This is a genomic window from Chryseobacterium sp. GW823-FHT05E08 (assembly GCF_058795655.1).
Map to the genome: position 1 here is coordinate 296,162 of NZ_JBXAHY010000004.1, position 16,573 is coordinate 312,734.

The 16,573-nt window shown below is 33.5% G+C and carries 10 protein-coding genes; 5 read left to right on the forward strand and 5 right to left on the reverse strand.

Features of this window, described 5'->3' with window-relative positions; translation table 11 throughout:
- Positions 1–144: 144 nt before the first annotated feature.
- Positions 145–1,941 carry a membrane protein insertase YidC gene (yidC, locus tag AC1Q7L_RS15510; RefSeq protein WP_492306835.1) on the forward strand — a complete coding sequence of 599 codons (1,797 nt, stop codon included), beginning with the start codon at positions 145–147 and terminating at the stop codon, positions 1,939–1,941.
- A 116-nt stretch (positions 1,942–2,057) separates the two neighbouring features.
- Here yidC and rnhB read toward each other — a convergent pair whose 3' ends face one another.
- Positions 2,058–2,642, reverse strand: a complete 585-nt coding sequence (gene rnhB / locus AC1Q7L_RS15515) for a ribonuclease HII (protein WP_492306834.1) — start codon at positions 2,640–2,642, stop codon at positions 2,058–2,060.
- A gap of 135 nt (positions 2,643–2,777) precedes the next feature.
- Between rnhB and AC1Q7L_RS15520 the strand changes: the two genes are divergently transcribed.
- From AC1Q7L_RS15520 to argS, 4 genes are all read left to right on the forward strand, one after another.
- Entirely contained in the window at positions 2,778–5,702 is a 2,925-nt protein-coding gene (locus tag AC1Q7L_RS15520) for a SusC/RagA family TonB-linked outer membrane protein (RefSeq protein ID WP_492306833.1), read from the forward strand.
- 5 nt (positions 5,703–5,707) lie between these two features.
- Complete coding sequence (locus AC1Q7L_RS15525) at positions 5,708–7,270, forward strand: SusD/RagB family nutrient-binding outer membrane lipoprotein (protein ID WP_492306832.1); 1,563 nt, start codon at positions 5,708–5,710, stop codon at positions 7,268–7,270.
- A 137-nt stretch (positions 7,271–7,407) separates the two neighbouring features.
- Positions 7,408–7,542, forward strand: coding sequence for a hypothetical protein (locus AC1Q7L_RS15530; protein ID WP_492306831.1), 135 nt, complete (start codon positions 7,408–7,410; stop codon positions 7,540–7,542).
- Positions 7,543–7,656: 114 nt separating this feature from the next.
- Positions 7,657–9,417, forward strand: coding sequence for an arginine--tRNA ligase (gene argS / locus AC1Q7L_RS15535; protein WP_492306830.1), 1,761 nt, complete (start codon positions 7,657–7,659; stop codon positions 9,415–9,417).
- Positions 9,418–9,482: 65 nt separating this feature from the next.
- On the opposite strand, the gene AC1Q7L_RS15540 is transcribed toward argS, so the two are convergent.
- The 4 genes from AC1Q7L_RS15540 to tamL all read right to left on the reverse strand — a co-directional run bounded on the left by AC1Q7L_RS15540 (position 9,483) and on the right by tamL (position 16,545).
- Complete coding sequence (locus AC1Q7L_RS15540; protein ID WP_492306829.1) at positions 9,483–11,057, reverse strand: discoidin domain-containing protein; 1,575 nt, start codon at positions 11,055–11,057, stop codon at positions 9,483–9,485.
- Between the two features lie 300 nt (positions 11,058–11,357).
- On the reverse strand, positions 11,358–12,944 hold the full coding sequence (locus tag AC1Q7L_RS15545; RefSeq protein ID WP_492306828.1) for a discoidin domain-containing protein: 1,587 nt from the start codon (positions 12,942–12,944) through the stop codon (positions 11,358–11,360).
- Positions 12,945–13,257: 313 nt separating this feature from the next.
- A complete protein-coding gene (locus AC1Q7L_RS15550; RefSeq protein WP_492306827.1) occupies positions 13,258–14,187 on the reverse strand; it encodes a YihY/virulence factor BrkB family protein in 930 nt (309 codons plus the stop codon).
- Between the two features lie 33 nt (positions 14,188–14,220).
- Positions 14,221–16,545, reverse strand: coding sequence for a translocation and assembly module lipoprotein TamL (tamL, locus tag AC1Q7L_RS15555; RefSeq protein ID WP_492306826.1), 2,325 nt, complete (start codon positions 16,543–16,545; stop codon positions 14,221–14,223).
- Positions 16,546–16,573: the final 28 nt, after the last annotated feature.

Here is a 16,573-nt window from a genome sequence, read left to right on the forward strand (position 1 = left end):
ACTCAGACTGATTATTCTCAGCCTGAGTTTATTATATAGTAATATATTATAAGATAGAGTTTTGATAAAAAAACAGTATTTTTGTCGACTCGAAATGTAGCATGGCTACATATTTAAATAGGTAAAAAATTTAATTAAAATAAAATGCAACAGAACAACGGACTCGATAAAAGTCAAATGATTAGTTTTGCGGTTTTATGTTTGGTACTCTTCGGTTTTATGTTTTATTTCCAAAACAAACAATCGAAAGAGGAAGAGGTAAAAGCTCAGCAACAAAAGACTGAACAAGTTAAAAATGCTGTAAAACAAACTCAGGCAAGCAATATCAATCCAAATGTAACTCCTAATGCAATTCAGACTGCAAATTTGGCAAACAATGAATTGAAATTGGAATTTTCAAGTTTAGGAGGACAGGTTTCTAAAGTAGAACTTTTAAAATATAAAGCTTATGATCACAAGAGTGACAGAGCTGATCTTCCACTTTATCTGATCACAAAAAACAACTCAAACTACGGTTTTCAGTTTAAGGATAAAACAGGGAAAGTAATCAATACTAAAGATTTAGTTTTCTCTCCAACGGTTAACGGGAACGCTGTGACATTGACGGCTAACTATAATGGAGCTGTTATTCAGTTCATTTATACCTTGTTAGATAAATACACAGTAGATTTCAAAGTAAGATCTCAAGGTCTTGCTAAAGTTACTTCTGATACTAAAGCAGATTTTATTTGGGATTACAGTGTAAGAAATCTTGAAAAAGGTAGAGCTCAGGAGCAGTCTCACTCAGAATTCTCTTATGCTTTCAATAATTATAAAGACTATGATTATGACGGAAGAACAACAATGGAGGAGGAAAAAGAAACTCTTAACTGGATTGGTGTAAAACAACAGTTTTTCTCTTCTGTAATTGAAGCTAAAAACGGATTTACGCACAGTAAAGGAAATCAGGAAACAGTTGAAGAAGGTGAATATTTGAAAAAACTGAACTATGAAGGTTTTGTTCAAATGACGGGAAGTGAATTGAACCAAGATTTTACTTGGTACTTCTTACCTCTAGATTTACCATTATTAAAAACTTACGATAAAAACTTTGACGAAATTTTACCATTAGGATGGTCGTTTATAGGATGGCTAAACCGTGGATTCTTTATGCCGATGTATAATTTGATCGCATCTTGGGGAATTGCAGCAGGTTGGGTGATTTTTATATTGACAATTATTGTGAAGTTAATCTTGTCGCCAATTATGTACAAGCAGCATAAATTGAGCGCGATGATGAAAGTTATTCGTCCTGAAATTGATGAAGCTAACGCAAAATTCAAGGATGCTGATCCAATGAAAAAGCAACAGGCAACAATGGAAATCTATCGAAAGGCCGGAGTGAATCAGATGGCGGGATGTTTGCCTGCATTGGTACAGATTCCGATTTTCTATGCATTATTCCGTTTCTTCCCGAACTTTATTGATTTGAGAGGTCAAGGATTCTGGTTTGCAAAAGACTTAACTGCTTATGATGATTTAATTAAATTACCATTTAAAATTCCTTTCTTAGGAGATCATTTAAGTGTATTTGCATTGGCTTGTACGATTGTAATTTTAATCTATACAGTAATGACTTCAGGAAATATGCAGCAACCACAACAGGAAGGTATGCCGAACATGAAAGTGTTAATGTATATTTTCCCAATTACATTCTTATTTTTCTTGAATACATCAGCGTCTGGTCTTTCTTGGTATTATTTTGTATCGAATGCGATCAACATCTTAATTATCCTAGTCATAAAATATGTGATTCTGGATGAAAAGAAAATTCACGCACAGATTCAGGCCAATAAAGAAAAACCGAAATCTGAAGGTAAATTCCAGAAGAGAATGCGAGAGATGATGGAAAAAGCTCAGCAACAACAAAGTACAGTTGAGCAACAAAAGAAAAAGAAATAATATTTGTTAAAACATAGAAAAGGAGTAGATTTATCTACTCCTTTTTGTTTATTTAGATGTAATTTAAATTAAATTATGATTGGTTTGAAAATCCATAATTCATCTACTCAAAATTTCTAATCATATTTAAGTCTGAAAGATTGTCTGTGATATTTCGTGGGACCATGCTTTATCAGGGCTTCCTGATGCTTTTTTGTAGCATATCCGAAGTTGGTATTCCATCCGTATTCAGGATGCTCTTCATGAAGTTCAATCATCAATCTATCTCTATAATTTTTGGCTAAAATAGACGCCGCCGCAATCGATAATACCTTTGAATCACCTTTAATAATACATTGGTGTGGTATGTAATTGTAAGGATGAAATTTATTTCCGTCTACTAAAATAAGTTCAGGTCTTATTGTTAATTTATCCAACGCTTTATGCATTGCGTGAATGCTGGCATTCAATATATTATGCTGATCTATAAATTCTGGAGGAAGCTCTGCAATTGCATAACTTTTAACGTTCTCTTTAATATAGTCATCAAGCTCCATTCTGGTTTTAAAATTTAACTTTTTAGAGTCATTAACTAAATTTTGCTTAAAATTATCATCTAAAATGACAGCCGCTGCCACCACCGGACCACATAAACACCCTCTACCGACTTCATCACACCCCGCTTCGATGTAAAGATTTGTCCATTTTTTTAGTAATTCCACAAAAATTAACATTTTTAATGTTGTAAAAATACGAAATTTCTAAGAACTATGATAAAAATAACAATTTTTTAAGGTTTTGCTTTGTATTCTTAAGAAAGTTTTACAAATTTGTACGGTACAAAAAAATAATTTGATATGAAGAAACTAACAGCAGGTGTGCTTGTCTTAGTACTATCTTCGTCTTTGGCTGTTGCGAATGCTCAGCAAAAGAAGAATGATACGATTAAAACACAAGACATCGAAGGTGTAGTAGTAACTGCACTTGGTATTAAAAGGGAGAAAAAGGCTTTAGGTTATGCTGCCCAAGAAGTTAAGGGCGACATTATTTCTGATGCTGGACAGACAAATGCAGTAAGTGCATTATCTGGAAATGTAGCAGGAGTACAGGTTACTGCCCCAAGTACAATGGGAGGATCTACGAGAATTACAATGAGAGGAATTAGTTCTGTAACAGGAGAAAATAAACCTTTAATTGTTGTAGATGGTGTGCCTTTAGATAATTCTAATGTCAATGATGCTGATACAGAGAGAGGAGCTGGAGGAAGAGATTATGGTGACGCATCTTTCGACATTAATCCTGATGATATTGAAAGCGTAACAGTTCTAAAAGGTGGTCCTGCTGCTGCATTGTATGGCTCAAGAGCTGGAAACGGAGCAATTATATATACTACCAAATCTGCTAAAAAAGGTAAAACAGATGTACAGTTTAATACGGGGGTAACTTTTGAAAGTATTTATATCCGACCTAAATTACAAAATCAATATGGTGGTGGATATTCGGATACATTACCGACAGCTAACATCAACGGGCAAACATACAATATTCAAGAGTATGAAACAGATGCTTCTTGGGGACCTAAGTATGATCCAAATTTGATGTATCTTCCTTGGTATGCGTTTGATCCGGAATATTCAGCTGACTATTTAAAACCTGTTCCATGGGTAGCTCCTAAAAATGATGTTGATTCTTTTTTCAATACAGGAGTTACCTATACAAACAATTTCTCTGTAGCTAAATCTTTTGGAGATACGAATATAAGATTGTCTTATACTAATACCAATATTTCTGGTATTGTACCAACTTCTAAAATTAAAAAAGATAATTTTAGTATGAATCTTAATTCTAAGCTTTCTGAAAATTTGAAAGCAGAAGCTATTATGAATTATGTGCATACAGAAGGTTTTAATAGACCTGAAGTTGGATATGGAGATAATTCTGTTGCTCAAAAGTTTTACCAGTTTGGACAAAGAAACTTAGATTTTAGTAAATTAAAAGATTATAAGTTAGCAGATGGTAGCCAAAGAACTTGGAATAGATCTGCATACGATGATGCTACACCTTTATATTCAGATAATCCATATTGGACTATTAACGAAAATACGTCAGCAGATTCAAGAAATAGATTTTTTGGTAATGCTGGTTTAACTTATAGCTTTGATAAGCATTTCTTTATTGTAGGTAAAGTATACGGAGATGTTTATAGTCAAAATATCTCTTCGAGAGTAGCTGTAGGATCGCAAGCTGTTTCTAATTATACTTTAGAAAAAAGAAATGTTTCTGAATTTAACTATGAAGGTAGAGCGCATTATAATAATAATTTTGGAGATTTTAGTGTAAATTCTTTTGTAGGTTTTAATTATAGAGATAATAAGCTAAGTTGGTTGAAAGGAACAACCGTTGGTGGTCTTGTTATCCCAGGATTATATAATTTAAACAATGGAGTGGAAAACTCTCTTGCTACTAATAATGAAAGTCATTCTGCAGTAAAAAGTTTATTTGGATCAGTTTCTTTAGGCTATAAGGATATGTTATTTTTAGAAGCTACTGGAAGAAATGACTGGTATTCAATGCTAAATGATAGTGGATTTTATCCATCAGTAACAGGAAGTTTTGTGTTTTCCAATGTGTTAAAAACTAATTGGTTATCTTTTGGTAAAGTAAGAGCTGGATGGTCTAGTATTGCCCAAGGAACACTTCCATATGCTAGGGAAACGTATGTTTCTTTTGGTTCGCCATTCAATGGAGCTCCTCAATATTCAAATCCGAATACAGCAGCTAATCCAGATATCAAACCAGAATTAAAAGTTACAAAAGAAATTGGTATAGAAGCAAGATTCTTCAAAAATAGACTAGGTTTTGATGTTACATATTATCAAACTAAATCTACAGATCTTATTATTCCTGTTCCTATTGATCCTTCTACTGGTTATTTATTCAAAACGATTAATGCTGGAGAAATGACTAACAAAGGAATTGAAGCCATGGTTACGGTTACTCCGATAAGAAATGAAAACTTTTCTTGGGATTTAACTTGGAACTTTGCTCAAAATAGAAACAAACTTGTAAACTTATACCAGGATTTACAAAATTATATATTAACAAATGCTCCATTTAGAGCACAGTTAGTAGCTCAAGTTGGCCAAGCTTATGGATCAATCTATGGAACAGATTATGTATATGACGCTAATGGAAATAGAGTAGTTGATGCTAATGGATTCTATAAAGCTTCTGAAGTTAAATCTTTAGGTTCTATACTACCTCAGTATAATATGGGTTTCAGAAATACTGTAAAATATAAATCAGTAAGCTTATCATTCCTAATTGATATTCAGCAAGGTGGGAAATATTTTTCTACAACAAATATGTTTGGGATGAATTCAGGAATGCTTGAAGAATCTGCTTTAGGCGGAAACAGAGAAGCAGGAGTTATTCTTGCTGGTGTGAAAGAAGATGGAACGCCTAACGACATTCTTTTAGATGCACCAACATGGGGAGGAACTTACTACAATACTGTAGATGCTCAAAATGTTTTTGATGCTAGTTATATTAAGCTAAGAGATATTACTTTAGGATATGATTTACCAAAATCTATTATAGGTGATAAAATCCAAGGGATTAGAATTTCAGCATTTGCAAGAAATCTATTTGCTTGGAATTTAGCAAATAAAGGAATTGACCCTGAAAATACTTCTTATGGTTCAGGTAATGTCCAAGGTTTAGAAGGTGGATCTCTTCCTTCTACTAGAACTTATGGAGTAAATGTTAATTTTAAATTTTAATGAAAATGAAAAAAGTATTTTTAATACTATCTGTTTTAGCAGTAACTTTAGCTTCGAATAGCTGTTCAGATAAATTTGACGAAATAGATATTAATCCAAATTCAACTAGCAAGCCATTAACTTATGGTTTGTTTAATAGTGCGAATAAAGAATTAATGGATAATACCAGAGATCAATGGCAATCAGGAAGAATAACTTTACCATGGGTACAGTATTCTGCACAGAGAGCCTATACTGAGGAGGATAGATATCAATATAGATTATCAACAGGTGTATCTTTATGGAGCTTCTCTTACAGAGTGGCACAAGATTATAAAACTATAATTGATCTAAATACAGATCCTGCTACTAAAGTACAAATGAGAGCATATGGTCCTACTGAAAATCAAATTGCTGCAGCAAGAATTATGCTATCATATACATTTCTGACTTTAGTTGATTCATTCGGAGATATTCCTTATTATTCATATGGAAATACAGATAGTGACTTTCAGGCTTTAAATGTAAATGTTCAGTTGCAACCAAAATTCGCAAGTCAGCAAAAAGTATATGCAGATATTATGAAAGAGCTTAAAGAGGCTTCTGCAATGATTGATGAAAATGAAGTTGTTTTTACACAAGGAGATGTATTATTTGGTTCAGGAGAAAAACTTAAAAAGTTTGCTAATTCATTAAGATTAAGGGTTGCGACTAGAGTTAAGGGAGTTGTAGCAGGTGCCGAGGCTAATATTACGGATGCTATTGCTTCTGGGGTAATGCAGTCTAATGATGATAATGTAGGGGTTACTTATGAAAATAATTTAATCAATCCTTCTCCATTATTTAATGATTTTAGAACAAGATCTGATTTTGCTATTTCTAAGACATTTGTACAATTGTTGAAAGGAAATGTTGGGAGTTTTGGCTTAGATCCTCGTTTATTTAAGTATGCTACACCAAAAGGAACTAATAAAGCTTTGATTTTAGCTGGAACATCACCAGAATCAACAGATCCTAATGACTTTAATGGTATGCCTTATGGAGTTCCTAGCTCTGTAGCTCCAAGTCAGGCGGCAAGTTCAAACTTTTTCAGCAAAAATGTTTTGAAGCCAGATTATACTGAAATTTTAATGGAATATTCTGAAGTTCAATTTTTACTAAGTGAGGCTAATGGTTGGTCTCAAACCAATTATGTTAATGGAGTAAAAGCATCTATGGAAAAATGGGGTGTAAGCACTGCTAATATTAATTCTTACGTTACGTCTCTACCAGCAGCTTCTAAGGCTAATGTACTTACTCAGAAGTATATATCGCTATTTATGCAACCATATGAGGCTTGGGCAGAGTATAGAAGAACTGGATATCCAAATACATTATTATTACCAGGTCAGACAGGTACTTTAAACGTAGCGAATGGAGGTAATACAACGTACACATTTACTTCTTTGATAGCCGGATTAACAGATCTGCCAAATAGATTATTCTATCCTACTTCTGTGCAAACATTAAATACAGTAAATTATCAAGCCGCATCTAACGCAATTGGTGGTGATAAAATGAATACTAAGTTAATTTGGGATACAAATTAATCAGAGACAAATTTTAATATTTTAACATTCATATTAGAACCGCCTTCGGGCGGTTTTTTGTATATATATACCAATTGAATATTGCATTTGTGTTATGTTTTTGTTATATTTGGTTAACCAATAACAAAAAAATATTTATGAAAAATTTAAAAGCACTTTCTAAAAAAGATCTTAGAAAAATTCAGGGCGGGCAAGCTCCTTTATGCTGCTTAAGTTGGAATCCTATATTAAAAGAATGTAGAAGATGGGATTATAATTGCCTTAACCCTTAACAACTTTTAAAGACTTCGTTTACGAAGTCTTTTTTATTTCACTAAATTTGTACTTCAAAATTGTGAGATAAAATAAGGCTGATTCCATTTAGCCTTGAAAAAAAGAATAGATTCATGAATATTAAAGATATATTAGAAGAAAAACTTTCAGAGATTATTTTAAATGTATATCAGTTAAAAGAAATCAATCTGGAAGTTCAGGAAAATAAAACCGAATTTGAAGGTGACTTTACAATTGTGACTTTTCCTTTAGTAAAACAGTTGAAAAAAAATCCCGAAAGTATTGGGGTTGAATTAGGTGAAGCTTTGACGGAACAAACAGAATTACTTGAAAGTTTTAATGTGGTTAAAGGCTTCCTTAATGTTAAAGTTAAAAATCAATTCTTTGTAGATCAATTTAGATCGGTAGCAGAAGGTTTTTCAAAAATAGAAAAGAAAAATTCTGCGGTGATGGTAGAATATTCTTCTCCAAATACCAATAAACCTTTGCATTTAGGACACATCAGAAATAATTTATTAGGTTTTTCTGTTGCACAGATTCTTAAAGAAGCAGGATATGATGTGATTAAATCTCAAATCATTAATGACAGAGGGATTCATATCTGTAAATCAATGTTGGCTTGGGAGAAATTTGGAAATGGTGAAACTCCTGAATCAACAAATACAAAAGGAGATAAATTTGTAGGAAATTATTATGTAGAATTTGATAAAAACTACAAACAGGAAATTTCTGAATTGGTTGCTCAAGGTTCAACGGAAGATCAGGCTAAGAAAGATGCTCCATTGATTGTTGAAGCTCAAAAAATGTTGCTGGATTGGGAAAAAGGAGATGAAACAGTAAGAAATCTTTGGAAAGAAATGAACTCTTGGGTTTACAAAGGTTTTAGTGAAACTTACAAAAGATTAGGGGTTGATTTCGATCAGATTCAATATGAAAGTAATACTTATATTTTAGGGAAAGACCTTATTCAACAAGGTTTGGATAAAGGTGTATTGTACCAGAAAGAAGACGGTTCGGTTTGGTGTGATCTTACGGATGAAGGCTTAGATCAGAAATTATTGTTACGTTCAGATGGAACGTCTGTTTATATGACTCAAGATTTAGGAACAGCGGTTGAGCGTTTTAAAGAAAATAATATTCAGAAATTAATTTATACCGTTGGAAACGAGCAGGATTATCATTTCCAGGTTTTATTTAAGATCTTGAAAAAACTGGGATATTCTTGGGCTGATCAATTGTTCCATTTATCTTACGGAATGGTGGAGCTTCCTAATGGGAGAATGAAATCCCGTGAAGGAACTGTTGTAGATGCAGACGATTTGATGCAGGGAATGTATGAAGAAGCAAAATTGAAAGCAACCGAACAAGGAAGATTAGAAGGTCTTTCGGACGAAGAAAAAGAAGTTTCATACGAAATCATAGGTCAGGCTGCATTGAAATATTTTATGCTAAAAGTTGATCCTAAGAAAAAAATGCTGTTCAATCCAGAAGAAAGTATTGATTTTAATGGAAATACGGGACCTTTCATTTTATATACTTATGCTCGTATTCAATCTTTATTGTCTAAAGCGAATTATCAGCATAAAGAAGTTTCTGTAGTTGAGTTCGATCAACCAGAAAAGGAATTAATTATGCTTTTATCTAATTATAAAGGAATTGTTGAAAAAGCTGCAGAATCTCTGAGCCCGGCTTTAGTAGCCAATTATTTATATGACTTGGTGAAATCTTACAACTCATTCTATCAAAGTAATAAGATTTTAATATTGGAAGATGAAAATTTAAAGCAAGCTCGTTTGAATCTATCTGATCTTACAGCAAAAACAATACAAAAATCGTTACTGCTTCTGGGAATAGGAACGGTAAACAGAATGTAAAAATAATAAAGCCTCTTGAATCTCAGGAGGCTTTACTTTTTAATAATAGTTAAGTTTTTTTTAGCTTAATAAGCTCCAATTTCAGGAATAGCAACATAAGGCTGACCATCATAGCTGCTTTCAAATTTTATACGAACATATCTTGCATTGCCAACTTGTGGAAATGCAGTATATTGTTTGCTCGTAACATTAGTTAGCGTATAGCTGTTTTGGATTTTCCACGTGTCTGTAGTTGAGTTTCTTGTAGAAACCGTGATGTTTTTTGCCGTTCTTATAAGACCTTGATGCTGAACAAATGAAAGCCCCGATATACTTTTTATAGACCCCATATCAATGTCAAAATAGTAAGGGAAATTCTGTGATGCACCGGCTACTGGTGCTGTCTGTACCGTTCCTGCATCATAGTTGGTATGCCAATAGGTATTAATATTATCGTCAATAGCAAGAGTTGCAGGATAGTATGACTGTTGTGAGCTGCTACTTACAGTCCAATTGTCTTTATTCATATCCCATTTTATGTCGGGAATTCCGTTTTTCATAGTGAAATAGTAATATTTAGCATCAGCTTTAGTTCCATCTAAGTATAGCCCTTGTAGGACAAAAAGGTAGTTTTCGTTATCAATTATATGTAAATCACTAATATCAATAAATGTGTTAAATGTATTAGATGAATAATTTGCTAATCCTGTTACGGTATAGTAATAATTTGATTGGGGGATGAAATGTGATAGTATATTATTTATTGGAGCATTTGCTGTATAAGTTCCGGAAATATTTATACGACCGTTAGAATAACTTCCAGTAATATTTGTAATTTTAAACTCTTTACCGAGTGCATAGAATGCAGGTTTAGTAGTCGCAGAAAATACTTGAATATTATTTAAGATCGCGCAGTCTGATTTAGTAAGTACAGTAGAAGAATATCCATATGTATAATTACCTAAGGACATTAATGAACTTCCATATGGCGATGTTTTATGAAGAGCATTATGAGATAAGCTTAATGCATGGCCTAATTCATGTAGAAATCCTCCCATATATGCTTTAGCCTTACTTCCTTGAGGGGTATTTTGATTGAAATTCTGATAATCCCATTGCTCATTATCGCCAACAAAACAAATTTTCTCCAAACCATAATAAGGTATTTCTGTTTCGGGAGTAGGTACTGCTGTAAAAACAATAGTATGCTCACTTGTTCTGTCTGCGGGGTGAGTTGCAAACCATGTGTTAACCTCGGCCTGAATCTTATTTCCGGCTGAATAAGGATAGGAACTCAGCGGTAATGTACCGTGAACAACATTAATTTTAATTCTGTTGGTTGCCGGATTTTTTAAAAGTCCAAAAGTACGGCTTCCGTAACCCCAGTTATACATATTGGTACGGTAAAAGTCCTGAGCAGCTATCATGAATTCGCTTATTCTTCTTTCATACTCTGGTCGGGCGGTACCATCGGAAGGGATGAAATATACAACATTAACATTGTATGGCATTTCAGATTCGTAAGCTCCTAAAGAGACTTTGCTGGCTGTTTGGGATGATGTTACTGTAGGATTTTCTTGTTGAATTAAATCCTCTTCTCTACAGCTCCCTAAAAGTAAGATAAGGCAAACTGTAAGTGTGCTTAAAATTTTTTTTCTCATTGTGTGTTGTTTTAAAATATTAAAATTGTTAAATTTTAATATTGCAAAATTAATTAAATTTTAGGTTTATTTAGATTATTTAATGTTAAAAAATGTTAATTACATGTTTTTTAAATCATATAAATGATTTATTAGTAATTAATTTAGTAGTGGTCTTTAATTGTTTTAATTAATTATAGCTAGAACTTCATGTCATTATATTGAGAACTAATCTGGAAGAAATTTTGGAATTAAAACAATAAAAACCTCTTGAAATTTTTCAAGAGGTCTGATTAATTACTTTTGATATATTTCTTACTATTATTCGTAAGCTCCAATTTCGGGCATTGCTATATAAGGTTGGGCGTCATGACTGCTATAGAAAACAATACGGAGGTATCTGCAGTTTTCTTTTTGGGCAAATGCGGTATATTGTTTGTCTATGGTATTTGTTAGATTAAAAGTCCCTTGATGTTTCCAGCCGTCATTTGTGGTTGCTCTTGTATATATTACAGTTGTTTTTGCGGTACGCACAAGTCCTTGGTGCTGGGTGAATGATAATCCGGATATCCCTTTGATTGCCCCCATATTAATATCAAAGTAATAAGGAAAATTTTGTGGTTGCCCCGCAATAGGATCGGTTTGTACAGAGCCTGCACTGTAATTGGTATGCCAATAAGTATTGATATTGTCATCAATGGCAAGTGAAGCAGGATAAGCTGCGTATTGAGAACTGCTGCTTACCGTCCAGTTGTCTTTATTTACCGGAAAATTAAGATCAGGTATATTGTTTTTAAAAGTAAATGGAAAGGTAACCCAATTGGAGTTTCCATTAACGAACTGTGCTTGTAATACAAGGCTATAAGTTTTTTCTGTAAAATAAAGATCTGAAACATCTACATAAGTGGAAAAAGTATTTGTACCATCAGTATTGCTTGAGCCTGATACAGCGTGGTAATATGAATCTTTGGGAATGAAATAAGAATTTATTGCATTGATGGGTGCGTCTACACTGTAAGTACCCCAAATATTGATACGCCCGTTTATGTAGCTATGATTGATGCTGGTAATTTTAAATCCATTACTGCCTGTGTAAAAATAACCCGTCGGCTTGGCACTCGTTGAAAACAACTGGGTGTTGTTGAGGATGGCGCAGCTAGCCTTGGTAAGAATAGTAGAAGAGTAGCCGTAGGTTTGATTACCCCAGCTCATAAGTGAAGTGCCGTATCCTGCAACATTGGTAAGGCTTTTTGCAAGTGCATCGTGAGGTAATCCCAGGCCGTGTCCCAATTCATGAAGAAATCCACCCATATAGGCTTTAGCTTGGTTTCCTCTTGCGCTGTTTTCATTGAAATATTGAACATCGCTATCTTCGTTATCGCCAACAAAGAAGTTTCTGCCTAAGCCATAATATGGTATTTCGGTATTTATGGAAGGTGTAGCAGTTATTATTACATTATGGTCACTTGTCTTGTCGGCTGGATGGTTTGCGAACCAAGCATTTACTTCTGATAATATTTGGTTTCCAGATGAGTAAGGATAAGAAGATATAGGCAGAGCTCCGTTAACAATATTTATTTTGATCCTATTGGTTGTGGGATTTTTTAGTAATCCGAAAGTACGATTTCCATAGCCCCAATTATACATCATTTGTCGATAATATTCCTGTGCATGGAGTAGGGTTTCGCTTACTCTTCTTTCGTAATCGGGGCGTGCACTTACATCGGAAGGAATAAAATAAACCACATTTAGGTTATATGGCATTTCAGATTCATATATGCCGGAGGTTACTTTACTCGCTCTCTGGGTTGATGCTACTGGGTTTTCCTGTTGGCTTAAATCTTCCTCTCGGCAGTTTATCAAAAGTAAGATAAGGCAAGTAGTTAAAATGTGTAATTTTTTTTTCATAAGAGGTTAGATTAAAATTATTAATTTGATATTGATGATGTTTTTGTATTACAAACTTAATTTATTTTCTCTTTTGTTTTGATGAATATTTGTTAAATTGTATTAATTACGTATTTTATTAATTGAAAAATTGTATTATTTGTAAATAATTAATATTTTTAACATATTGCTTTAATTATTTATAAGTAAATACAAATGCCAAGTTGTGAGAATGAAATTAATTGAAAATTTAATAATATAGTATAAAAGTAGATTGCAAAATAAAGCCTCCCGAAATTTTTCAGGAGGCTTTTATATTAATAAAAAATCAAATTCAGACTTGAGGAGTTTGATTTTTATGACTTTCTTCATAGAGCTTTGCAGCGCTCCATTTTGCGTGTTTTGATGGAACGATTTTATACCCTTTTTTATACGTGTAGACCTTTGTAAATTCGGCTCCAAAGAAGACGAGCATACAGGAATAATTAATCCACATCATGATCAAAATTACGGTTCCGGCTGTTCCAAAAGCGGAAGTAGGTTTGAAATTTCCAAAATAAAGGCTTAATAAAAATTTACCTAATGTAAATAAAAGTGTCGTTAAAAAAGCGCCTTTCCAAACAGGTCGCCAGCTGATTTGTACATCAGGAAGAAATTTGAACATTAATGCAAACATCAACATTACCAATCCGAAACCGACCCCAAAATTCACTAATTCTACGAGTAAATAAGTCTCAAAACCGAAATATTTAGTAATAATATTATTGAAAACACTTATCAATGAAGATAAAATCATGGTGATCATTAATAAAAATCCGATCATAAGGATCATTCCTAGTGAGTTGGCTCGGTCTAAAAGAAATTTAACCAAAGCTTTTTTCGGAGCAGACTGTACGTCCCAAAGACTGTTCAGTGAATGCTGAAGCTGAAAAAATAGAGTAGTGGAACCAAAAACTAAAGAACCAATACCCACAATTTTCATAAAAATATTTTGTTTATCAATCAAAGCGCCGGCAATCATGCTTTCTACACTTTTTGAAACTTCAGCTCCCATTATTCCGCTGATCTGGTTGCTTATTTCACCACGAATAGCTTCTTCACCGAAGAAATTACCTGCAATCCAGATAATAATAATCAACAAACCCGGAATGGAAAATATAGCATAATAGGCAAGACTCGCAGAATCTCGTGATGCGTTGGAGTTATTCCATTCGTCGAAAGTTTCTTTTAAAACTTCCCAGAAAAATTTTGCGTTTTTTACCATACATTTGTGTTTAAAATATTAAAAATCAGAACCTTAAAAAGGATATCCGATTGCGATATTCAATACAAGATTGTCTTTTCTCCAACTTGGATCTCCGAAATTAATTCTGTCAAATGCCCAACGGTCACCTTTTTCATAATAAGGAACTCTCAAAGGCATTGCTAAGTCTAATCTTAAAACCAGGATAGAGAAATCAAGTCTTAGACCAACTCCGGCTCCAACGGCAATTTCGCTTGCAAAATCTTTTGAAAATGTAGCACCAGGTCTGGAAGAATCATCATTTAAGAGCCAAATATTTCCTGCATCTACAAAAGCGGCAACATTTAAAAATTTATATAAATTAGCACGATATTCAGCATTTAATTCTAATTTAATATCTCCTGACTGATCTAATAATGTTCCTTTCGGAATCGTTCTTGGATCAAAACTTCCCGGTCCTAAAGTTCTTGCACGGAAAGCACGAACACTGTTACTTCCTCCTGAGAAAAACTGTTTAGAGAAAGGGACAAACTCTGAGTTTCCATATGGATAAGCGATACCGCCAATAAACCTGCTGGCAAACGAACTCTTTTCCGTAAACTTATGATAGAACCTGAAATCATTTTCAATTTTCGCATATTGACTGAACGGAATTCCGAAAATCTCTTTCTGTTTATCTTTTTTTACATTAGCTCCCGTTACCAAACCTGTAATATTTCCTGCAAGATCCAACGTCCCTTTATAATAGATCGTATTGGTTTTGGGAAGCATTGTATTGGTGTAGGTATAAGTATAAGTTGGTCCAAAAATTAACTGCTCTGCGACGACTCTTCTTGCAGCGGGAGTTGTTGCCTGATCCCAAAATGCCTGAGTTACATTCGCAGGAGATACAAGAGTGATATCAATGACTTTTAAATCATGCTCTTTTCTTGCATTTTCTTTCCAGACGTATCCGAATGATGCATTAAAATTATTTAACTTATAAAATTCTGTACGGTTTAGCAATTCATACCCTAAAGTAATATTGGTTCGCGGAACAAACGCACTCGAAGAATTAAAACGGAACGGCGCAACAATTCTCGGAATAGAAAGCTGCACATTCGCTCCGGCACGGAAAATATTTTTTGCATTTTCCTGACCTCCCATCTGCACGTCAAAAGCTCCATAAACAGCTGCTTTAAATTGTTCTGCTCCTTTGAAGAAGTTTCTGTGTGTCCAGTTAAGGTTCAATTCACTACCTGCATAATTTGCGGAGTTTGTTCTTCCTAAAGCTTCTAACCTAAGTGATTGAATTTGTCTCGGAGTTAATAAATAGTACGCATCAAATTTATGATTTAAAGAATCTGAAACTACAAATTCATTTTTCACAAATTTGAAAACTCCCAAACTGATCAAACGGTTCAACGTAAGATTATGATTGGAACGGTTGTATAAGTCGCCTTTTTTGAAATATAATGCTCTGTCGAAAATTTTCGGTTTAAATTTATGCTGAGGATCAATTACATAAATATCATCATAAGCATATTTTGAAAGCGAATCCGGATTCATCGGAACGCTGTATTTCCCTTTTTTTACATCCTGAATATTGTAAGTTGGAAAAACAATCACATTATTAATGCTGAATTGTTCTGTTGCCAAATCAGGAGTGTCTTCTTTCAGTTTTACATTCAGTTCAACTTTATGGGTTTTACTCACCGTACTGTCGGCCTGAACAATAATATTGTCCCCACTGAAATAATAAAAACCTCTTTCTTTTAAACCATTATCAATTCGTTCTCTTTCACTTTTAATAACGTCAAGGTCAAAAGGCTGTCCGGCTTTTAAGATGGTTTTATTTGTTAAAGTTTGAATTTCTCTGTTGACAAGCGTAGAATCCTGTTGAAATTTAACATTACTGATTAAATATCTTGCACCAGGTCTTACGGTGTAAATTACCTGTGCTTTTTTATTTTTAGAAACAGTGTCGTAAGTCGCTTTTGCGTTAAAATATCCCTTATTTTCAGAATAATTCTGAATGATATCTTTATTAAATTCACGATCAACATCTCCCAATAAAACAGGTTTTTCACCTACTTTATATTTTAGCCAATAATTAAAACCTTTGTCTTTTTTAGGTTCTTTAGCGATGTTGTAAAAGTATAATTTCGGACGTAATCCTAATATTGTTGAGTTGGGTTTCGGAACTAAATTTTCTTCCAAAGCAGACTGAAGTTCATTTTTTTCCTTTTTCGAAATTGTATCGTTTTCAATCTTTACTTCTGCGCTTGTGTACAACATTTGTCCCTCCTTCAGATACTTGGTATTGCTACACGAAAGACTTATCGCGGCAAATCCCGAAGCGAACAAATATTTATAATATATATTAAATTTACTTTTCATATTTACATTTTAACACTGTGATTAAGTC